This is a genomic window from Streptomyces sp. NPDC047028 (genome assembly GCF_040644095.1).
In the GTDB taxonomy this organism is placed as follows: domain Bacteria; phylum Actinomycetota; class Actinomycetes; order Streptomycetales; family Streptomycetaceae; genus Streptomyces.
Genome location: NZ_JBEYVS010000075.1, coordinates 1 through 20505, shown reverse-complemented (window position 1 = coordinate 20505; position 20505 = coordinate 1). Strand labels below are relative to the sequence as shown.

Annotated in this window: 21 protein-coding genes and 1 rRNA gene; 10 read left to right on the top strand and 12 right to left on the bottom strand. The window is 70.1% G+C overall.

Going from position 1 to position 20505, the window contains the following annotated elements; all coding sequences use genetic code 11:
- Positions 1-77 (top strand): 5S ribosomal RNA (gene rrf, locus ABZ854_RS35500); the annotation flags it as partial.
- Positions 78-139: 62 nt separating this feature from the next.
- Here rrf and ABZ854_RS35495 read toward each other — a convergent pair.
- A complete protein-coding gene (locus tag ABZ854_RS35495; RefSeq protein ID WP_361219707.1) occupies positions 140-688 on the bottom strand; it encodes an isochorismatase family protein in 549 nt (182 codons plus the stop codon).
- A 95-nt stretch (positions 689-783) separates the two neighbouring features.
- On the opposite strand from ABZ854_RS35495, the gene ABZ854_RS35490 reads away from it, so the two are divergent.
- The gene (locus ABZ854_RS35490) at positions 784-1344 is read left to right on the top strand and encodes a GNAT family N-acetyltransferase (RefSeq protein WP_361219704.1); all 561 of its coding nucleotides are present in this window, start codon (positions 784-786) and stop codon (positions 1342-1344) included.
- Between the two features lie 14 nt (positions 1345-1358).
- Here ABZ854_RS35490 and ABZ854_RS35485 read toward each other — a convergent pair whose 3' ends face one another.
- The 8 genes from ABZ854_RS35485 to ABZ854_RS35450 all read right to left on the bottom strand — a co-directional run bounded on the left by ABZ854_RS35485 (position 1359) and on the right by ABZ854_RS35450 (position 11198).
- Positions 1359-2870, bottom strand: a complete 1512-nt coding sequence (locus ABZ854_RS35485) for a type VI secretion protein (protein WP_361219703.1) — start codon at positions 2868-2870, stop codon at positions 1359-1361.
- Positions 2871-2891: 21 nt separating this feature from the next.
- On the bottom strand, positions 2892-4322 hold the full coding sequence (locus ABZ854_RS35480; protein ID WP_361219700.1) for an ATP-binding protein: 1431 nt from the start codon (positions 4320-4322) through the stop codon (positions 2892-2894).
- 6 nt (positions 4323-4328) lie between these two features.
- Entirely contained in the window at positions 4329-5891 is a 1563-nt protein-coding gene (locus ABZ854_RS35475; RefSeq protein ID WP_361219697.1) for an SCO6880 family protein, read from the bottom strand.
- Positions 5888-7225, bottom strand: coding sequence for a hypothetical protein (locus ABZ854_RS35470; protein WP_361219694.1), 1338 nt, complete (start codon positions 7223-7225; stop codon positions 5888-5890). The genes ABZ854_RS35475 and ABZ854_RS35470 overlap by 4 nt, the downstream gene beginning before the upstream one ends.
- Entirely contained in the window at positions 7215-8048 is an 834-nt protein-coding gene (locus ABZ854_RS35465) for a hypothetical protein (protein ID WP_361219691.1), read from the bottom strand. Before ABZ854_RS35465 ends, ABZ854_RS35470 begins: the two co-directional genes overlap by 11 nt.
- A 156-nt stretch (positions 8049-8204) precedes the next feature.
- On the bottom strand, positions 8205-8513 hold the full coding sequence (locus tag ABZ854_RS35460) for a hypothetical protein (protein WP_014673544.1): 309 nt from the start codon (positions 8511-8513) through the stop codon (positions 8205-8207).
- A gap of 435 nt (positions 8514-8948) precedes the next feature.
- Entirely contained in the window at positions 8949-10268 is a 1320-nt protein-coding gene (locus tag ABZ854_RS35455; RefSeq protein ID WP_361219715.1) for a S53 family peptidase, read from the bottom strand.
- A 327-nt stretch (positions 10269-10595) separates the two neighbouring features.
- On the bottom strand, positions 10596-11198 hold the full coding sequence (locus tag ABZ854_RS35450; RefSeq protein ID WP_361219688.1) for a TetR/AcrR family transcriptional regulator: 603 nt from the start codon (positions 11196-11198) through the stop codon (positions 10596-10598).
- A 62-nt stretch (positions 11199-11260) separates the two neighbouring features.
- On the opposite strand from ABZ854_RS35450, the gene ABZ854_RS35445 reads away from it, so the two are divergent.
- Complete coding sequence (locus ABZ854_RS35445) at positions 11261-12157, top strand: oxidoreductase (RefSeq protein ID WP_361219685.1); 897 nt, start codon at positions 11261-11263, stop codon at positions 12155-12157.
- On the opposite strand, the gene ABZ854_RS35440 is transcribed toward ABZ854_RS35445, so the two are convergent.
- Complete coding sequence (locus tag ABZ854_RS35440) at positions 12144-12560, bottom strand: copper-binding protein (protein WP_361219682.1); 417 nt, start codon at positions 12558-12560, stop codon at positions 12144-12146. The two genes, ABZ854_RS35445 and ABZ854_RS35440, sit on opposite strands and share 14 nt — an antisense overlap.
- Before the next feature lie 171 nt (positions 12561-12731).
- Here ABZ854_RS35440 and ABZ854_RS35435 point away from each other — a divergent pair, with 171 nt between their 5' ends.
- From ABZ854_RS35435 to ABZ854_RS35425, 3 genes are all read left to right on the top strand, one after another.
- Positions 12732-13535, top strand: a complete 804-nt coding sequence (locus ABZ854_RS35435) for an SDR family oxidoreductase (protein ID WP_361219679.1) — start codon at positions 12732-12734, stop codon at positions 13533-13535.
- A gap of 148 nt (positions 13536-13683) precedes the next feature.
- Positions 13684-15231 (top strand): MFS transporter, encoded by a 1548-nt coding sequence (locus tag ABZ854_RS35430; protein WP_361219712.1) that lies wholly within the window; start codon positions 13684-13686, stop codon positions 15229-15231.
- 22 nt (positions 15232-15253) lie between these two features.
- Positions 15254-15652, top strand: coding sequence for a nuclear transport factor 2 family protein (locus ABZ854_RS35425; RefSeq protein ID WP_361219676.1), 399 nt, complete (start codon positions 15254-15256; stop codon positions 15650-15652).
- Positions 15653-15659: 7 nt separating this feature from the next.
- On the opposite strand, the gene ABZ854_RS35420 is transcribed toward ABZ854_RS35425, so the two are convergent.
- Both ABZ854_RS35420 and ABZ854_RS35415 read right to left on the bottom strand, forming a co-directional pair.
- A complete protein-coding gene (locus ABZ854_RS35420; protein WP_361219673.1) occupies positions 15660-15980 on the bottom strand; it encodes a DUF397 domain-containing protein in 321 nt (106 codons plus the stop codon).
- Positions 15981-15987: 7 nt separating this feature from the next.
- Entirely contained in the window at positions 15988-16839 is an 852-nt protein-coding gene (locus tag ABZ854_RS35415) for a helix-turn-helix transcriptional regulator (RefSeq protein ID WP_361219670.1), read from the bottom strand.
- 185 nt (positions 16840-17024) lie between these two features.
- Between ABZ854_RS35415 and ABZ854_RS35410 the strand changes: the two genes are divergently transcribed.
- The 4 genes from ABZ854_RS35410 (at position 17025) to ABZ854_RS35395 (ending at position 20387) form a co-directional block, all read left to right on the top strand.
- The gene (locus tag ABZ854_RS35410) at positions 17025-17459 is read left to right on the top strand and encodes an ATP-binding protein (RefSeq protein WP_361219668.1); all 435 of its coding nucleotides are present in this window, start codon (positions 17025-17027) and stop codon (positions 17457-17459) included.
- Positions 17460-17636: 177 nt separating this feature from the next.
- Complete coding sequence (locus ABZ854_RS35405) at positions 17637-18413, top strand: trypsin-like peptidase domain-containing protein (RefSeq protein WP_361219665.1); 777 nt, start codon at positions 17637-17639, stop codon at positions 18411-18413.
- A gap of 156 nt (positions 18414-18569) precedes the next feature.
- Entirely contained in the window at positions 18570-19514 is a 945-nt protein-coding gene (locus ABZ854_RS35400; protein WP_361219709.1) for a bifunctional lytic transglycosylase/C40 family peptidase, read from the top strand.
- A gap of 174 nt (positions 19515-19688) precedes the next feature.
- Positions 19689-20387, top strand: a complete 699-nt coding sequence (locus tag ABZ854_RS35395; RefSeq protein ID WP_361219663.1) for a phosphatase PAP2 family protein — start codon at positions 19689-19691, stop codon at positions 20385-20387.
- The last annotated feature ends 118 nt before the right edge of the window (positions 20388-20505 follow it).

Sequence of the window (20505 nt, the reverse complement as noted above, 5' to 3'; positions counted from 1 at the left end):
CGAACCCGGAAGCTAAGCCTCACAGCGCCGATGGTACTGCAGGGGGGACCCTGTGGGAGAGTAGGACACCGCCGAACAAAATTTGAGAAAACCCCCGCATCGAAAGATGCGGGGGTTTTCTGCGTTTCAGTGGCTGTTTTCAGAACGTCACCTCTGCCGTGTCCACTGTGCCAGCCTTGCGGCCCGGGGCCTCGTGCCACTTCCAGTACAGGTTGGTGTGCGCGATCACCAGGTCCGGGGACGGGGCGCCGTACTGACTGAGGTCCTCCGTGGTGTGGGCGTCGGCGATCAGCGTCGCGTCGTAGCCGCGGACGAGGGCGCCGTGCAGCGTGGAGCGGATGCAGACGTCGGTCTGGGCGCCGGTGACCATCAGCCGGCCGATTCCCCGCTCGGCCAGCACCGATTCCAGCTGGGTGTCCTCGAAGGAGTCCGGATAGTTCTTGTGGACCAGCGGCTCGCTGTCGTCGCGGACGAGTTCCGGGACGTACTCCCAGTTCTCCGTCCCCTCCTTCATCTCGTCGTCGGAGTGCTGGATCCAGATGACAGGTACGTCCGCCGCGCGGGCCTTGTCGACCATGGTGCTGATGTTCGCGATGACGCCGTCACGGTTGTGCGCGGAGGCCACCACGCCCTTCTGCACGTCGATCACGAGCAGTGCGGTGCGGGGTCGGTCTGGGAGCGTTGTCATACGGCCACAGTAGGACAGCCCTCTGACAACCGTCTCCGGACAAGCGTCCCCGAATATGGGATGAGGGGCCGCGCGACAGGGACTACCGTACCTCCATGAGTACCCTGACCAGCGATGACTACGTCATCCGCGCCATAAGGCCCGACGAGTGGACCGCGGTGAAGCAGCTTCGGCTCGACGCACTGCGGGACCCGGTCGCGCACCTCGCCTTCCTGGAGACCTTCGAGAACGCCCAGTCGCAGCCGGACAGCTTCTGGCAGGACCGGGCCGAGGGTTCCGGCGAGGGTTCCACCGGCGCGCAGCAGTTCGTCGCCGAGACATCCGACGGCTCGTGGGCCGGCACGGTGACCGTGCTCATCGAAGAGGCGGGGACGACCGACTGGGCCGGGGCTCCCGTCGAGCAGCGCCAGGGGCATGTGGTCGGGGTGTTCGTACGGCCCGAGCACCGGGGGAACGGGTTGATCAAGTCCCTGTTCGACGCCGGTGTGGAGTGGGCCTGGAAGCAGCGGGCCGAGCGAGTACGGCTGCTCGTGCACGAGGACAACGCGCGGGCACAGGGCGCCTACCGGAAGATCGGCTTCGCGCCGAGCGGGGTGAGTGTGCCGCTCGCGTCGGACGAGGCCCAGAACGAGCTGGAGTTCGTGCTGACGCCGTAGCCTTTCCCAGGTCCCTAGACCGGGAGTTCCTGGTGCGGCCAGCGGGAGCGGGCCTGTTCGCGGGAACGGAGCAGAGCCAGGGTCGGCAGGCCCTGGGCGGTGCCCGTGGCGAGCAGCTCGGGGAGCTGGGGGATGGGGGCCACCGCGGCGATGTCGTCGAGGACCAGGGTGACTGGTGGGTCGAGCCGACCGGAGGATGACCGTGCGGCCATGCGCCGGCCGTGCTCGACCACGCTTGAGACGAGGGCAGTCAGGAGGGGCATCGCGCCGGGGTTCGTCCTGGGGTCCTCGATGGAATCTCCCACCACATAAAGCGTGCCCCCTTCGTGGACGAGGGAATCCAAGGCGAGGGCATCAGTTCGGTTGGGAGTGCATGCTTCGCGGATGTTGACCGTGAAGAGGGCGGAGAGGGCGCGCCCGGTCAACTCCTGGGCGATGTCCCGGCGTTCCGGGTGCGCGGTGAGAGCCGCTTCCAGCTCGCCGGCCGCGCCGGGGGCCGCCTTGGGGTGGGTGCGGAGGGTTCGCACGGCGTCCTGGATCTGGGTGCCCTGGGCCCAGCGGTGGACGTGCCGGATGGTGCGGGACTCCAGGGCAGCGGCGTGCAGATAGCTGCGGAGGAGGGTTATCGCCGTGTCGGCGACCGCCTGGTCGATCTTGGCGGTGGGCTGTACGGGGGTGAGGAGGGCGGTGGCTCTGGCGAGGGCCGTCGGCTTGTCCTCGCAGCCCGCCGTGGGGGACCAGTGGAGTCTGGCGGGGGTGTCGCAGCGGTGGGTGGGGTCGTAGAGGAGGGTGGGGCCGAGTTTGGCTCTGGCGTCCTTCGTGTCCTGCCAGAGGGCGGGGTTCGAGGTGACGACCAGGGCGGGGCCGGGAGCGTCCTGGATGGCCTGGGCGGCGGTGGAGTGGCGGGTGGCGGGGGCGGCGTAGAGGACCGCGCCTTCGGCGCTGTGGGTTTCCCACCCACCCACCCGTTCACCGTCGATCGAAACGGCACCCGACCCGACCGGCACAGGCTCAGCACGAGGCGCGGGCACCTCATGCGAAGCCGCAGGTACCTGCACAGTCACCGGCGTCTCCTGCTGAGGCTCAGCCATCCGCGCAGTCGCCGGCATCTCCTGGGAAGGCCCAAGGGCAGCCCCCCGCGCCCCCTCCGACGCCCGGCGTGCCCTCCCCGTTCTCCATCTCGTCAGTGCACCCATCGTGAACAGGGCCGCGACGAAGAGGATCATGAGTTGGCCGATGAACAGGCCCCAGAACAGGCCCCAGCCGGAGAGTTGGGACGGTGGGGTGTCGGGCCAGGCGCCCGGCAGGTCGTGGGGTTCGCCGATGAGGTGGCGCATGGCCAGGGGCGTGCGGGTGAAGGTGACGGCGTTCGGCCAGCCGCCGTGGGCGAACCAGGCCGCCAGGCCCGTCGCCGACCACACCAGCAGGGTCATGCCGATGAGGAACGCGAGTATCCCGACCAGGAGGCCGTCAGGGATGCCGCCCTGGCTCTGGCCCTCCCGGCGGTCGCCGGTGCCCTGTCTCACCCGTGCCACCCTCCCTCGCCCCTACGCCACCGTCGATTCGGAGTCGCCGAGAGGCTGTTCCATGTGCTGCTCCATGAAGGCCGCCGCCCGGGCCTCGGCCTCCAGTTCGGCGGCGTGCAGGGCGTCGTCGGCCGCGGCGAGGTGGTCGCTGGAGGACTCGGTCATCGCGCGGTCGGTGAAGACGAGGGGGCGTTCGGTCTCGGTGATGAGGTGTTTGACGACCTGGACGTTGCCGTTGACGTCCCAGACCGCGATGCCGGGGGTGAGGGTGGGGATGATCTCCACCGCCCACCGGGGCAGGCCCAGCACTCGCCCCGTGGCCCGTGCCTCGTCCGCCTTCTGGGCGTAGATGGTCCTGGTGGACGCCATCTTCAGGATCGCCGCGGCCTCCTTGGCCGCCGCGCCGTCGACGACGTCGGACAGGTGGTGGACGACGGCGACGAAGGACAGGCCCAGCCGGCGCCCGAACTTCAGCAGCCGCTGGAACAGCTGGGCCACGAAGGGGCTGTTGATGATGTGCCAGGCTTCTTCGACCAGGAAGATGCGCTTCTTGCGGTCGGGGCGGATCCAGGTGTGCTCCAGCCAGACGCCGACGATGGCCATCAGGATCGGCATGGCGATGGAGTTGCGGTCGATGTGGGAGAGGTCGAAGACGATGAGGGGGGCGTCCAGGTCGATGCCGACCGTCGTCGGGCCGTCGAACATGCCGCGCAGGTCGCCGTCGACCAGGCGGTCCAGGACCAGGGCGACGTCCAGGCCCCACGCCCGTACGTCGTCTATGGCGACGTTCATCGCCTCGGCCGACTCGGGCTCGGGGTGCCGTAGCTGCTCGACGATGTCGGTGAGGACGGGCTGACGGTCGAGGATGGTCTCGTTGACGTAGGAGTGGGCGACCTTGAGGGCGAAGCCGGAGCGCTCGTCCAGGCCGTGGCCCATCGCGACCTCGATGATGGTGCGCAGCAGCGCCAGCTGACCCGTCGTGGTGATGGCGGGGTCCAGGGGGTTGAGGCGGATGCCGTGGTCCAGGGCGGCCGTCGGGTCGAGTCGGATGGGGGTTATGCCCAGCTCCTCCGCGATCAGGTTCCACTCGCCGACGCCGTCCTCGCCCTGTGCGTCGAGGACGACGACCTGGCGGTCGCGGAAGCGCAGCTGCCGCAGGACGTACGTCTTCTCCAGGGCGGACTTGCCGTTGCCGGACTCGCCGAGGACCAGCCAGTGCGGGGCGGGGAGCTGCTGGCCGTACAGCTGGAAGGGGTCGTAGATGTAGCCCTTCCCGGAGTAGACCTCGCGGCCGATGATGACGCCGGAGTCGCCGAGGCCGGGGGCGGCGGTGGGCAGGTAGACCGCCTGGGCCTGGCCGGTGGAGGTGCGCACCGGCAGGCGGGTCGTCTCGACCTTGCCGAACAGGAAGGCCGTGAAGGCGTCGGTGAGGACGGACAGCGGATCCCGCATCAGGTCCTACCTCCGGATGCCGGTGGCGAAGGGCAGCGTGTTGACGAACGCGCGGTGGTGCTCACGGTCGCACCACTCCAGCTTGAGGTACGACTTTCCGGCCGAGGCCCTTATCGTCCGCTTGTCGCGGTTCAGGGCCTCGGGGGAGCGGGAGGACACGGTGATGTAGCCGACCAGGTTGACGCCGGCGGCGCCGCTGGCGAGGTCCTCGCCGCGCTGGTCGAGCCGGTTGTGGGCGGCGATGTCGCGCGGGTCGACGGTGCGGTTCATCTTGGCGGCGCGGGACGCCTCGGCCTCGTCGTTGGTCTTCTCGGTCAACATACGTTCGATGGCTACCTCGGTGGGTTCGAGATCCATCGTCACGGCGACCGTTCGGATGACGTCCGGGGTGTGGACGAGCAGCGGCGCCAGGAAGTTGACGCCGACCGGGGTCATCGGCCACTCCTTCACCCAGGCGGTGGCGTGGCACCAGGGCGCGCGGGTGCTGGACTCGCGGGTCTTGGCCTGGAGGTACGTCGGCTCCAGCGCGTCCAGTTCGGCCGGCCAGGCGTTGCGCTTGGTCATGGCCTGGATGTGGTCGATGGGGTGATCCGGGTCGTACATGGAGTGGATGAGGGAGGAGAGCCGGCCCTGGCCGAGGGGCTGGCGGACCCGGATGTCGGCCTCCTGGAGGCGGGAGCAGATGTCGGTCAGCTCGCGCGCCATGACGACGGCGAGCCCCGCGTCCTTGTCGAGCTTGCGCCCCGCCTGCGGGCGGGCCGCGCGGGCCATGGCGTGCGCCTCGGCGGCCAGGTCGCGGCTGTAGTGCATGCAGGCGACGAGGTACGCGCGGTGCTGCTCGCTGCTGGTGGACACCATCGACTGGAGCTGGTCGTAGGACCGGGTCAGCCAGTCGGGCGCCTTGTCGTCACCGCGTACGGCGACGTCCTTGGCGTGCGCGTCCGGGTCGGCCGGCAGGGTGCGGGCGAGCATCTGGAGACGGGTGACGAAGCCGTCGCCGTTGGCCACGTGCTTCAGCAGCGTGCCGAAGCGGTCGACTAGGGCTTCCTGGTCCTCGGAGTCGCGCAGGCCGACGCCCGGCCCCTCGATCTCGATCGCGGCCGTGACCGTACGCCTGTCGGCGTGCAGGAGTACGGCGATCTCGTCGGGCCCGAACGGGGCGGCGAGCCAGTTGATCCTGCCGATGCCGGGTGGCGGCCCGATCTCCACCTCGCGCCCGTCCAGGCTGGTGCCGGCCTCCATGACGGAGGAGCGGTAGACGGCTGCGCTGCCCTTGATGGTGCGCTTGTAGGAGCGGTTGATCTCGAACCACTTGTAGAACGTGCGGCGCTTGTACGGCACGTAGACCGCGGCCAGCGCGAGCAGCGGGAAGCCCATGAGCAGCACGATCCGCAGGCTCAGGACGGGGACGAGGAGCCCGCACATCATGCCGAGGAACGCGCCCGCGATGATCAGCACGATCTCGCCGGACTCGCGGTTGCGGCCGACGATCGCGTTCGGGCGGGCCCGGCCGATCAGATACGTACGGCGGGGCGTGACCGGATGGGACAGGTGGGACTCGGTCGTCAACGCCCTTCACCTCCCGAGCTGTTGGTATTGCGGGTGTTGCTTGCGTGCGGGGTGTTGACGGGGCTGGGCGCGCGTGGCGCGGGCGCGGCGGAGGGGACGGCTCCGCCGGAGGCGGGCGCGGCCCCGCGGCTGCTGTGGGCGGCGACACCGCCGGAGAGGGGGTTGGCGGGCCGGGCGCCGCCGCTCTGGGCGCCGCCCCCGCCGCCGTTGTTGTCGGCGCGGGCGCTGTGCGTCTTGATGCCCTGGGCGACGAGGGTGGCGGGCGAGCTGATGACGGCCGCGGCCTTGCTCTCGGCGCCCTGCATGATGCGGTTGTTGCGGGAGCCGGCGATCTCGTCGCCGAAGCCGGGCACGAAGCGGTAGATCATCGCGCTGGCGAAGATGGCCAGCAGGATGATGGCGAGGCCGGAGACCACCGCCGAGAACGCGTCGGGGCCGTCGCCCGAGGACAGGGCGCCGGCCAGGCCCAGCACGATGACGATCACCGGTTTGACGAGGATGACCGCGATCATGATCCCGGCCCAGCGGCGGACGTGCCCCCACAGGTTCTTGTCGACCAGGCCCGCGTAGACGACCGTGCCGAGCAGCGCGCCGACGTACAGCAGGGCGGCGCGGATCACCAGCTCCAGCCAGAGGATGCCGGCGGCGAGGATGCTGACCAGGGAGACCACGATCAGCATGATCGGGCCGCCGCCGATGTCGTTGCCCTTGCTCAGGGCGCCGGAGAACGTGCCGAAGAACGTGTCCGTCTGGTCTCCGGTCGCCTTCGCGAGTACGTCGGTGACGCCGTCCGTCGCCGAGACGACGGTGTAGAGGATCAGCGGGGTGAAGGCGGAGGCGAGGACGGTCAGCCAGAGGAAGCCGATGGCCTCGCTGATGGCGGTGGTGAGGGGGACGCCGCGTACGGCGCGCTTCGCTACCGCGAGGAGCCAGAGGAGCAGCGTGAGGATCGTCGACGCCGCGAACACCACCGCGTACTGCTGGAGGAACTTGTGGTTCGTGAAGTCGACGTTCGCGGTCTCCTTCACGGCGTCGCTCAGCTTCCCGATGGTCCAGGAGGCGGCGTCGGCACAGCCCTTTCCGAGGGAGGAGAGGGGGTCGAGGGTGGAGGGGAGGGGGCTGTCGGGGGTGAGGGATTTGTGGGAGGAGCCGCCTCCGCTGTCGTTCTCGCAGTACTTCCTGGCGGGCCCGGCGATCAGCGAGCAGGGGTCGTCGCTCTTGGACGGGCTGGGCTTCGGGGCTGCGAACGCCTGCGTGGCCAGGAGGACAGTGGTCGTCTGTACGGCGGCCACGAGGCCGGTGAGCTTGAGCGCGCGGTGCTGGCTACCGGGCATAGGTGAAGCCTCCGAACTCCTGGACCGCCTTGCTGATCTCATCGGCACCGGACACGGGGTTGTCACCGGTGACGGGGGTGGGGCCGGTCTTCTGGCTGGACTCGAGGACCTTCCAGTCTCCGCCGTTCCAGTTCAGCTTCATCGTGACCGTGAACCAGTTGCTGGTCACCGGATTGGTCGAGTTGTCGCCGGCGAGGCCGAACAGGCCGTTGCACCACACCTCGACGGTGGCTCCGCTGTCGGTGTACGACGTGACCTTGGTGCCGACCGGGAGGGTGCGGTTCACGAAGGTGTTGCCCGGGAACGCGGTGCCGTCGGTGTTGAGGCCGATCTTCTTCAGGAAGGCGGCCGAGTAGTCGGCGTCGAAACCGGCCTGGAGGCGGCTCACGGTGCTCGGATCCGCGATGGTCTGCACGATCTGGTGCCGTCTGGCGGTGTTGAACATGCCGTCGGAGCCCAACACGGTGGCGTAGTTCGCGGCCGCGCTCTGGGCACCCTGCTGGTCCTGCGTGAAGCCGGTGGGGATGGCCTCGCTCTTTGTCGTCACCGGCTTGGTCCCGCTAGCCGCGGTCGCCGCCGCCTTCGGCTTGTTCGCGGCGCCGGAGTCTCCTGACGAGCCGTCGGCGGACGATCCCCCTCTGTTCGCGAAGGCGATCGCGGCGATGAGGAGGACGACGACGCCGACCACTGTGACCAGGCTGCGGGGGGACGAGCGGCGGGGGCCCCGGCGGGGGGCGCCGCCGTAGGGATCGTTCTCCGGCAGTCGGGTACGCGTCTGGCCCGAGTGGCTGTCGGTGTAGCCCTGCTCGTCTCCGGTGCTCATGCGGCGTACGCCCCTTCCCCCTCGTAGAGATACGACGGTAGCCGTGCTGGTTCCCGCGCGGGCGGGGTGTGGTGACTCGACATCAGGGAAACGCAACCTCAGCCGGTGGGCACGACGGGGAGAAGGGGGAGAGGAGGCAGGTGAGGAGACGGGGTGTCAGACCGCCATGCCGTACACGATCGTGAACAGCGTGCCGAGGGAGCCGATGATGAACACCCCGGTGAGGCCGGCGATGATCAGCCCCTTGCCCTGTTCCGCGCTGAACGTGTCGCGCAGCGCGGTCGCGCCGATCCGCTGTTTGGCCGCACCCCAGACCGCGATGCCGAGGCAGAGCAGGATGGCGACGGCCATCACCACCTCGATCATCACCTTGGCCTCGTTGCCCAGGCTGCCGAAGGGGCCCCAGTCCGGAGCGATCCCGCCGATGATGGTGTTGATGTCTCCCTTGTCGGCCGCAAAGAGCATGTAAGTCACCGCCCCTGATGGGTAGTTCCGCAACGGCCCCTGCGGCGTGCAGAGGTCAGGTCTCATTCTCGCCGACATCGTCGCCGTCGTATGTCGACTTGACGTCAATCACCGTCGGGTTTCGTACAAATGGCTTGTTCGGTCACTCTGTGTATCACGGCAGGTTACGCCGGGCAACGAGGTGGGAGCGGAACCTGTGTGTGGTTCCGTCGTTGACCTCCTTTACGACCCGGCGCGGTTTCTGACGGCTGGTCGGGTGACGGTCCGGTCCGATGTTCTCACGCCGGGGTGACACCGGAGCATGACGGAGGGGCCCCGGCGGTTGCCGGGGCCCCTCCTGTGTTGCCGCCGAGGGGACCCCACGTCCCCCTCGAGGTGGCGGCTCCCCGTGACCCGACGGGGTGACTCGGTGTGCTGACCCGATGTGGTGACGGGTCAGCCGGTGAAGGCGCTGGTGCCCTCCGGGGTGCCGACGCCGGTGGGGCCGTCGTAGCCGGACCGGGCGGTGCACAGGTAGCTGGTGGAGCAGGTGCCGTTGCTGCCGCTGGTGACGTCGTTCAGCGCGGAGGTGCCGGCGGCGGCGTACGGGTACTCGGCGGGGTAGTCGCCGCTGCCCGGGGTGCCGGCGAGGGCGTAGACGCCGGCGATGATCGGGGCGGAGGCGCTGGTGCCGCCGAAGGTGTACCAGCCGGCGGTGACGCCGTAGGAGTCGTAGACGGCGACGCCGGTCGCGGGGTCGGCGACGGCGGAGACGTCGGCGATCGTGCGCTTGGCGCAGCCGGTGTCGGTCTGCCAGGCGGGCTTGGTGTCGTAGGCGGAGCAGCCGGAGCCGGTGCCCTCGGTGGAACTGGTGTTCCAGACGGACTCGGTCCAGCCGCGGGCGTTGGAGGAGGACTTCAGGGCGGTGCCGCCGACGGAGGTCACGTAGCGGGACGCGGCCGGGTACTCGGCGCCGTAGCCCTCGTCGCCCGCGGAGGCGGTGATGGCGACGCCCGGGTGGTTGTAGTACGAGGAGTCGTACGACGGGTCGGAGGAGGACTCGGAGCCGCCGTAGCTGTTGGAGACGTACTTGGCGCCGAGCTTGACGGCCTCGTTGACGGCGGTGCCGAGGTTGGCGGTGGTGGGGGTCTTGGCCTCGACGAGCGTGATGTGGCACTGCGGGCAGACGGCGGAGGCCATGTCCAGGTCGAGGGACTCCTCCTCGGCCCAGCCGCTGTCGGCCTTGGGCAGGGAGGTGGTGGAGCCGGTCTGGCTCACCTTCTTGAAGCAGCCGTTGGCGGTCGTGCAGGCGGGCAGGCCGTAGTGGGAGCGGTAGGCGGCGAGGTCGGCGGCGGCGTTGGGGTCGTCGTAGGCGTCGACGATGGCGATGGTTCTGCCGGAGCCGTTGGAGGCCGCCGCGGAGGTGAGGCCGTAGGCCTTCTGGAGGTCGGAGGGGCCGTAGCCGGTGGGGCCGGCGGCGGCCGCGTCCGGGGTGATGGCCTGCGCCGTCCGGCCGGTCTTCGCGGCCTGCGCCTTCTGGAAGGCGGTGACGCCGCCGGTGACGCGGAGGGAGTCGCAGGCGAGTTCGCCCTTGTGCTTGGGGGTGGCGCAGGGGGTCGCCGTCCAGGTGGTCCTGGTGTGGGCGGTGGTGGCTCCTGTCGTGGCGGCACCCGCGGCGTGCGCCTGGACGGCGGTGCCGAGTCCGGTGAGCAGGAGCGCGGCTGTGGCCGCGGCGGCCCCGGCGATACGGCGCCGGGTGCGCGGAGTACCGGATATGTGGGGGGAGGTGGGGGTGGTCGGGGTGGTCGTGGGCAACGTACAGCCTCCTGTGAGGGGTGGGGAGAGGCCTGCGGTGTGGGGGACCACCGGTGGGTGACCGGCGGGGGCGGCGGCCCGCGACCGACCCTCGCTTGTTGAGTACGCGACAACAAGGAGGCTGGTGGAATCCTGACTTCCGCATTACCGAAGGAGGGTGGTGCCTTACCGGGGGATGGGGAGGGGGTGGCGTCGCGGTGGGAACGGCTTGACCCGCGGCACAGGGCGGTCACAGCGAGACGCGGCGGGCGGCTTGCGGGAAGGGGCGGAGGGGTGACCCTCTGGCCCCTATCGCGGCCGGAGTCCGTGCAGCAACAGGTGGACGTGTTCCTCCAGGCCGGCCATGGCCTCGTCCGCGTCCAGGGCGCAGGAGGCGATGAGGGCGGCCAGCCCGTGCAGGCTCGCGGCCGCGACCATGGTGATCCGCTCGGGGTCGCCCGCGACGATCTCGCCCCGCTCCTGTGCCCCGGCCATCGTCCGCGTCAGTGAACCGAGGGAGCGGTCGACGGCTCCCGCGAGCTGGGCGGAGCTGGCCGGGTCGTGCTTGCGCGCGAACATCAGTTCCAGCAGCTCGGGGTGGTCGACGGCGAAGCCGAGGTAGGCCCGGGCCAGGGCGGTCATCCGCTCCTCGAAGGAGAGCCCGGGGCGGTCGGCACCGGAGAGGGCCGCGTCGAGGCGGTCGTACCCGTCCAGTGCGAGCGCGTCGAGCAGGGCCTGCTTGTCCTTGAAGTGCCGGCCGGGCGCCGCGTGGCTGACGCCGACGTCCCGCGCCAGCTCGCGCAGCGACAGCGCGCCGACGCCCTTCTCCCGCAGGGTGCGCTCGGCGCTCTTGAGGAGGGCGGCGCGGAGGTCTCCGTGGTGGTAGGGGCGGGGCGGGGTCAGGCGCGGCATGCGGACCATCGTATCCCGATGTTGCCGTTGACAGCATTGTTGGCGTTGCCTACATTGGGGTCATGGCAACCAAGTGGAACGTGACCGACCTGCCCGGCCGTACGGCCGTGATCACCGGTGCCAACAGCGGCCTCGGCCTCGCCACCGCCCAGGCGCTGGCCGGCGCCGGCGCGCACGTGGTGTTCGCCGTACGGGACCTGGAGCGGGGCGGCGCCGCGGCGGCACGGACCGGCGGCAGCACGGAGGTGCGCAGGCTGGACCTCGCCGACCTCGCCTCGGTGCGGGAGTTCGCCGACGCCTGGGACGAGCGCCCGCTGGACCTGCTGATCAACAACGCGGGCGTGATGATGCTCCCGGAGCTGCGCACCAAGGACGGCTTCGAGATGCAGTTCGGCACCAACCACCTCGGGCACTTCGCCCTGACGAACCTGCTGCTGCCGTATGTCACGGACCGCGTGGTGACGGTGTCGTCCGGCCTGCACCGCAGCGGGGACGGGGTGATCGGCTTCGCCGACGTGAACCTGCGCGGCCGGTACAGCCCGACCCGCGCCTACGCCCAGTCCAAGCTGGCCAACCTGCTGTTCACGCTCGAGCTCCAGCGGCGCCTGACCGAGGCCGGCTCACCGGTACGGTCCCTGGCCGCCCACCCGGGCTACGCCGCGACCAACCTGCAGAGCCACCACGCGAACCCCGTCGCGCGGGCGTTCCTGGGCATCGGCAACAGGCTGCTCGCCCAGTCGGACCGCGCGGGCGCCCTGCCCACCCTCTATGCGGCGACGCAGGACCTGCCGGGCGCCGCGTACGTCGGCCCCGACGGCCTCGGTGAGATGCGGGGCGCGCCGGCGCTGGCCGGCCGCAGCGCGGCGGCGAGCGACCCGGAGGCGGCCCGCCGTCTGTGGACGCTGTCGGAGGAGCTGACGGGGGTGGACTGGGGGCTCAGCAAGGTCAGCCGACCGTGATGTGCTGGTCCATGCCGAGCTGTTTGTGGCTGTCGACGGGGCAGTAGAGGTCGTAGGAGCCCTTCTTGAGGGTCACGGTCAGGGTGGCGTGCTGTCCATGCTGGATGTTGCTGGTGTGCGCGTCCTCGACACCGGGGCCGTCGATCGACAGGGCGTGCGTGACCTTGCCGGCGTTGTCCGACACGAAGGTGTAGGTGCCGGGTGTGAAGTGGGACCGGGAGAGCTTGAGCGCGTACTCGGTCTCGGTGACCGTGACGCGGGTCCCCGAGACGTGCGCCTGACCGCTGCTGGTACTGCTGCTGCTGTGGCCGCCCCCGCCCCCACCGCAGGCGGCGAGTGTGACGGCGGCGGTGCCGGCGACCGCCACCGCCCCGAGTGACCTGCGCAGTGCCGTAGGAACCATCCGACTCATCCCCTTCCGGATGGGACGTCACGGGATTCCGTCTTTGAGTGGTACGTGCGCGTACGCACCACCGTTCAGCGGGCCACGGCCGACCGGATACGGTGACGTGCGGAATCCCGGACTCCGGGATTCCGCATAGGACCGAACCGAACCCTTTGGACGGCGGCAGGGATGGACGGCGTCGACGACGACGGCGCGGGCGGCGCGGGCTGCGACGCAGCGCCCATGAGCTTTCGGCTCGATGGCCGTACGGCCCTCGTGACCGGCTCCGTGCGCGGCCTCGGCCTGGAGATGGCCAGGGGCCTGGCACAGGTAGGCGCCCGCGTCGTCCTCAACGGCCGCAACCGCACCACGCTCGACGCGGTCGTGGCCCTGCTCCGCCGCGAGGGCTACGACGTCACCGCCGCGGCCTTCGACGTCACCGACCGGGAGGCGGCCGAGGAGGCGGTCAGCGGCCTCGGCGCCATCGACGTCCTGGTCAACAACGTCGGCCACCGCGACCGCCGGGGCGTCACGGAGATGACCCCGGACGAGCTGGCCGCGATGCTCGACGTCCACCTGACCTCGGCGTATGCCCTGAGCCAGACGGTCGCCCGGAGCTTGGCCGAGCGCCGCGTCCCGGGCCGGATCATCAACGTCTCCTCGGTGGTCGGCCAACTCGGCCGCACCGGCGACGTCGCCTACGCCACCGCCAAGGCGGGCCTCGACGGCCTCACCCGCGCCCTCGCCGCCGACCTCGGCCCCAGCGGCACGACCGTCAACTCGGTCGCCCCCGGCACCTTCGCCACGGATGTCAACGAGGACCTGGTCCACGACCCCGACCGGACCCACTGGCTCCGCACCCGCACCGCCCTCGGCCGCTGGGGCCGCCCCGGCGAGATCGCGGGCATCGTCGTCTTCCTGGCGAGCGACGCGGCCTCCTTCATCACCGGCCAGACGATCCCGGTGGACGGCGGGATGACGACGACGTTCTGAGCGCTCGCGCGCCGTGCCGGCCCCGGATGCGGGAGGCGACGGACGCTCGCAGACTGGTCGGATGAGTGCCATACGCGCGGGACGTGAGCAGAGGGTCCGTTCGGCCGCGGGGCAGGGGCCACCCCGGCAGACCCTGGCGCTGGCGGCGATGATGTTCGCCGTCGCCATGACGTTCATCGACCAGACGATCGTGGCCATCGCCACCCCCGACATCGTCGACGAACTCGGGCTGTCGACCTCCGGGATGCAGTGGGTCGTCAACGCCTACCTGCTGGCCCTCGCCGCCTTCTTCGCCCTCGGAGGGCGGCTCGCCGACCTCTTCGGCGCCCGCCGGATGGTCATGATCGGCACCCTCGTCTTCGTCGTCTCCTCGGTGCTGTGCGGCTGCGTGCCCACGGGCGGCTTCGCGCAGGCCTGGCTGATCGTCTTCCGGGCCACGCAGGGACTGGGCGCCGCCCTGCTCTTCCCGGCCGCCCTCGCCGTCGTCGTCGCCGTGTTCCCCGTCGAACGGCGCGGCCGCGCCCTCGCCCTGTTCTTCGGGATCTCCGGCGCGCTGACCGCACTCGGCCCGCTGCTCGGCGGCTGGCTCACCGACTGGACCTGGCGCGCCATCTTCTGGGTCAACGTGCCCGTCGCCCTCACCGCCCTGGTCCTCACGTATCTCGCCCGCATCCCCGACCGCCGCCGCGCGGAACGCCTGGACGTCGCCGGCGCCGCCCTCATCGCGGTCGGCATGGGCCTGAGCGTCCTCGGCTTCCAGCAGGCCTGGTCCTGGGGCTGGGACAGCGCGGCCACCTGGGGCTGCATCGCCGGCGGACTCCTCGTCCTCTACGGCTTCGTCCGCTACGAACGCGGCGTCCAGCACCCCCTGGTCAACCTCCGGATCTTCCGCGACAAGGCGTTCACCGCCGACACCGCCGTGCTGTTCTTCGCCATGCTCGCCTTCGTCCCCCTCTTCTTCTTCGCCTCCGTCTACGCCCAGATCTCCCTCAGCGCATCCCCCAACCAGGCCGCCCTCTTCCTCCTCTACTTCTTCGCCGGCTTCGCAATCGCCTCCCAGTGGGGCGGCCGCATCCTCGACAAACGGGGCGCCCGGCCCGCCCTCAAGCTCGGCAGCCTCCTCGGCGCGCTCGGCTTCGCCCTGTGGGCCGGCCAGATGACCGACCTCTCCATGCACGACCAGTGGCCCTACGCCGCCCTCGCCGGCGCCGGCATCGGCTTCATCCTGGCCCCCGCCTCCACGGACGCGGTCAACCGCGCCATCGGCGCCTCCTACGGCGAGGTCACCGGCATCACCCAGACCGTCCGCAACTACGCCGCGAGCATCGGCCTCGCCGTCTACGGCACGATCCTCACCCACGTCACCAACGACAACGTCGTCAACTCCCTGGAAGCCCGGGGCCTGTCCCCGGCCGCCTCCAAGGGCATCGCCCGTCACGTCACCGAGTCGATCACCGGCAGCGGCGACGCCCGCGTCCCGCAGGGCAGCGGCCAGGCCGCCTCGGTCATGCGGGACGCCATGAACACGATCCGCATGGACTTCGCCGAGGCCAACCAGTGGGTCTTCTACGGCATGGCCATCGCCCTGGGCCTCGCCTACCTCGCCGCCCTGCGCCACCCCGGCGGCCGGGTCACGGCCACCCCCGAAGGGGAGCAGCAGCAGCGCGACCCGGCAGCGGAGCAGCACCGCGTGTGACTCCCTCGGCTAGAGTCCGCCCATGTCCAAGGCCGAGATAGACGCGCTCACCGCCGAGTTCTTCGGCGCCTTCGACAACCGGGGCGGCAAGCCGGCCGACGTGTCCCGGCTGCGCCGACTGCTCCTCCCGGAGGCGGTGATCGTCATCACCCGCCCCGAGTTCACCGTCTCCACCCTCGACGAGTTCATCGAACCCCGCGAACGCCTCCTCGCCGACGGCCGGTTGACCGAGTTCTCCGAGTGGGAGACCTCCGAGCGGACCGAGATCGCCGGGGACCTCGCCTGCCGCGTCGCCGAGTACCGCAAGTCCGGCCTCATGAACGGCGAGCCCTACGAGGGCGGCGGGGTGAAGACCCTCCAGTACGTCCGCACGCCCGGGGGCTGGCGGATCTCGTCCTTCGCCTGGTACGACCACCCCTGAGCGGCCGTCACCCCGCGAACCGGTCGAACTCCCCCGCCCGCACCCCGAGTACGAAGGCGTCCCACCGGGACCGCGTGGTCGTGACGACCCCGCCGGCCCCCGCCCGCAGCCGTACGACGTCCCCGTCGCCGAAGGCGACCTCGATGGGCGCGGGCTGCCGAGTCTCTTCCTTCAGTACGGCGAGAAGGGCGCCGAAATCGGCGGGCGCGGCCGTGAGTATCGCTCCGCTGGGGTCGGCGGATTCGGTTATGTGGACTTCGTCGGGTGATTCGGCTACGTGAACGCAGGACTCGCCTTCGCCGCAGTACGAGGATTTCTGCCAGGGCATACGTGCCTCACATGGTCTGGATGATGTGGTGGATGAGGGCCCGTGACTCCAGTTCGATGAGGCTCAGGCTCGTCAGGCGGTCGAGGATGACGCGGTACTTGCCGAGCTGGGCCTCCGCGTTCAGCAGAGCGATTCCGTGCGACTGGTCGAGCTGGACCGTGTCCAGTTGCGGTACCGGGCCGTGGACGTAGTAGACGGGCTGTCCCGCACCTGGGTAGCCGCCCGCCTCGAACGGGATGACGTACAGGGAGATATTGGGGTGCTCGGCCATCTTGAGCAGGTGCTTCAGCTGGTTCCTGGCCACGTCACGTCCGCCGAACCGCATGTGCAGCGCGGCCTCATGGATGATCGCCTGGTACTGGACGGGACTCTTCTGGAAGAGCACGGCTTGGCGCTTGATGCGGAACGAGGTGCGGTGCTCGACCTCGGGTGGTGAGAGTTCGGGTACCACCTGTCGGAACACCTCGCGGGCGTGCTCCAACGTCTGGAGCAGCCCGGGGATGCCTGAGGTGTGGGCGGTGCGCAGCGCCGTGCCATGGTGCTCCAGCTCCGCCAGGTCCAGGAGCCCCGGGGGAAGGATGTCCCGGTACTCCTCCCACCAGCCGCGCTTGCGCTCTCCGGTCATCCCGGCGATGGCTTCGACGAGTTCCTTGTCGGGGCATTCGTACTGGCAGGCCATGGTGCGTACGCGCTCTGCGCTGACCGCGAGCCGTCCGGTCTCCATGTTGCTGACCTGAGCCTGCTTGATACCGAGGAGACGGGCGGCCTCCGTGGAGCTCAGCCCCGCGCGCTCGCGGAGCTTGCGCAGTTCGGTGCCGAATCGGAGCTGCCGTGCCGTTGGGTTGGTCCTCACGGGCATGGCCGTCGCTCCTCCGTACTGCCTGTCACTCACACAGGTAGATCTTTTAGTTATCGTTCCGAATGGGATGAAGAATATATGGCGCACCGCTACTTTGAGTTCGGCGCCACCCGCCGGAAGCGCACCGATCGACGGATCGGCAAGCCACCGGAACGCCCAAACCTCTTCAGTGAACGGAGACTTCCATGGCCACCGTATCCCCGCCCTGGACCTACACCCTCCAACTCCCCCGCGATCCCCGCGCCCCCGGCATCGCCCGTGCCACGCTCCGTACCGTCCTCGCCGCGCACGACCTCGACACCCTGACCCCCACCGCCGAACTCCTCGCGGCGGAACTGCTGGCGAACGCCCAGTTGCACACCACCGGTCCCTATGCCCTACGGCTGCTCGGGCGGCAGACGGGGCGGTTGACGGTGGCCGTGTGGGACACGGACCCGAGTGTGCCGCCGGGCTTCACGGCCGACGCGGCGCCCGGGGGCGTAGTGCCGGACGAGGACGCGGAGAGCGGGCGCGGGCTGCACCTGGTGAAGGCGTGCGCGGATTCCTGGGGCGTCTCGGTGCTGCGGGAACTGGGTGCGTCACGGGGCGGGAAGCTGCTGTGGGCCGACTGCCAGGAGTGATGACCAGGGGTGACGACTACGGAGGCGGGGGTGAGGGCAGGACAGTACCGTGGAGGGATCGTCATATGAGATGTGTGTTCAGGCCGACCTCTCCGTCCGTGCTCAGGGAGGTTCACAGGTAATTCTCAGTGAAGTCGGAGAGGCATTCTCACCTTCTTGCGACAGAGTGAGGCCTTGATGAAGCGCAGCTCACGCATCTCGGTCAGCTCGCGTCCCGCGTTGCTCGGGGCGGTGATCATGCTGGCGCTGACGTCGGCGTCGGTGGCCGCCGCCGACGACGGGCGCGGGCCGCTCGGGGTCACCGTGGTGACCGGGGCGGACCGGCAGAGCATGCGGGTAGGGGCGCTGTTCGGGACGGAGAACGCCGACGACCTGGCCGGCCACCACTTCTGTACCGCCTCCGTCGTGCACAGCCCGCAGGGCAATCTGATCGCGACGGCAGCGCACTGCGCGGGCGGCACCGAGGGCGACCGGGTGTTCGTGCCGGGGTACCGGGACGGAAAGGCGCCGTACGGGGTGTGGAAGGTGACGAAGCGGTTCATGCCGGACGCCTGGGCGAGCGGGGAGGACGAGGACAGCGACGTCGCCTTCGCCTACGTGGAGGAGCTGGACGGCGGGGGACGGCGGATCGAGGACGTGGTCGGCGCCAACCGGTTCGCGGCCGGGACGGTCACGGGGGCGACGCCGGTGACGCTCACCGGCTATCCGAGCTCCCTCGACGTACCCATCAGGTGCACCAACAAGCCGGGCCGGCAGAGCCCCACCCAACAGCGCATCGACTGCCCCGCCTTCACGAGCGGCACCAGCGGCAGCCCGTGGGTGAACGGAAGCGGACAGCTCGTCGGCGTCCTCGGCGGCCACGAGCGAGGCGGCTCGACACCAGACGTCTCCTACAGCGTGGCCTTCGGCCGCCCGGCAGCGGAACTGTATGAGGATGCGACGAGCGGTTCCTGACGGAGCGGGAGACCTGAAACCGTCGGCCGACCCCATGAAATGACGCCACATCACACCTGAGTGCTCCCGAACCGGGTCGTCATGGGGGAAAGTTGGGGTGTGCGGAAGGTATGGGTGTTCGGTGGGGCGGCCGTCGGGCTTGGGCTGAGTCTCGTCATGCTGCTGGTCGTCGGCGTGTACGTCGTCGCCGGGAACCTGCTGAACGGGGTCACCTCGGGGGGCCGGGGGCTGGCCAAGGGGGCGGTGCCCGCGGCGTACACGACGCTCGTGGCGCGGTGGGGGAACCTGTGCCCGGCGCTGACCCCCGCCCTGCTCGCGGCCCAGCTGTACCAGGAGAGTGGCTGGAATCCGACCGTCGTGAGCCCGGCCGACGCGCGCGGCATCGCCCAGTTCATCCCGAGCACCTGGGCGACGCACGGGATCGACGGGAACGGCGACGGCAAGCGGGACATCTGGGACCCGAATGACGCGATTCCGTCGGCCGCGTCGTACGACTGCGAACTCGCCAAGTACGTCAAGGACGTCCCCGGGAACACCTCCGACAACATGCTCGCCGCGTACAACGCGGGCGCCTACCGGGTCATCAAGGCGGGCGGCGTCCCCGCCATCAGCGAGACGCAGAACTACGTCAAGCGGATCCGCAGCCTGTCCAAGAGTTTCGCCGCGCCGAGCGGGCGGCTCAGTCCCAGCCGGCAGGCCGCGGGGGCCATCGCGTTCGCCCAGCAGAAGCTCGGCACGCCCTATCTGTGGGGCGGCGAGGGCACCGCTGACCAGGGAGGACGCTTCGACTGCTCGGGTCTGACCCAGGCCGCGTACGCGAGCGTCGGGATCACGCTGCCCCGGGTCGCCAACGACCAGTACAACGCCGGGCCGCACCCCTCGCGGGACCAGTTGCTGCCGGGGGACCTCGTCTTCTTCTCGCACGACCCTAGCGACTCCCGGGCGATCCACCACGTGGGTATCTACGTCGGCGGCGGGTACATGATCGACGCGCCCAGGACCGGGGCCGTGATCCGGTTCGACCCCATCGACGGCGCGGACTACTTCGGAGCGACCCGGGTGACCGAAGATGGCGCGAAAGCATTGCCCACAACGGTGTGAACCGTGCGTGAACCTGCCCCCTGAGCTGCGAGAATGAGTCTCTCTTCGATAACGTCTGCGTGATCGTTCCGTGGAGACAGGAACGTATGGACGGGGGCCGTGCGTTCCTGTTGGCGGGGGCAGTAGCGACGCACACGAGGTGCGTCCGGTAGACGAGGAAGGAGCCGCAGCACCATGGCTGTACTCGCCGAATCCGGATCCAACCCCGACGTCGACCTGCTGTACGACATCAATGGCCTGGCCAAGGACGCGCCGCACTGGTTCGACCGCGTCATGGAGTTCGTCGGTGAGTACGGGCTGCTGGTCGCGATGGTGCTGCTGGTGGTGTGGTGCTGGTGGAGTGTGCGGCGGCGGGGGGCCGAGAACGCGGCGACCTCCGTGGCCGCGCTGGTGTGGGCGCCGCTCGCCGCGGGGATCGCGGTGCTGGTGAACGTGCCGATCCGGGGGTTCGTGGAACGGCCCCGGCCGTTCGTCGACCATCAGGGGCTCGATGTCCTCGTGTCCGGCAAGACGGACTTCTCCTTTGTGAGTGACCACGCGACCCTCACCATGGCGTTGGGGGTCGGGCTGTTCGTCGCGAACCGGCGGTTCGGGCTGGTGGGGATCGGGCTGGCCCTGCTGGAGGGGTTCTGCCGGGTCTTCATGGGCGTGCACTATCCGACTGATGTGGTGGGTGGGTTCGCGCTCGGTACGGCGGTTGCCCTCCTGTTGTCTCCCCTGGCCATGGCCCTGCTCACTCCGCTGATGCGGGCGGTGGAGCGGTCGCCTCGGGCGGGGTTGCTCGTACGACGCCGTTCCGTCCCGTCCCCTGACCCCGCCCTTCCCGGTGCCCGGCAGCAGGTGACCTCAGAGGAACGTGACTTGGCGGCGTAGCCGGCGTCGGCGCGGGCCGGAGGGCGTCTCACTCACCGGCGCTTGCCGGGTGCCGCTGCGCCCACCCGTGCCGCCCCTGGCGGCACGCATGCCCGCAGCTGGGTGAGGAAGTGCCCCG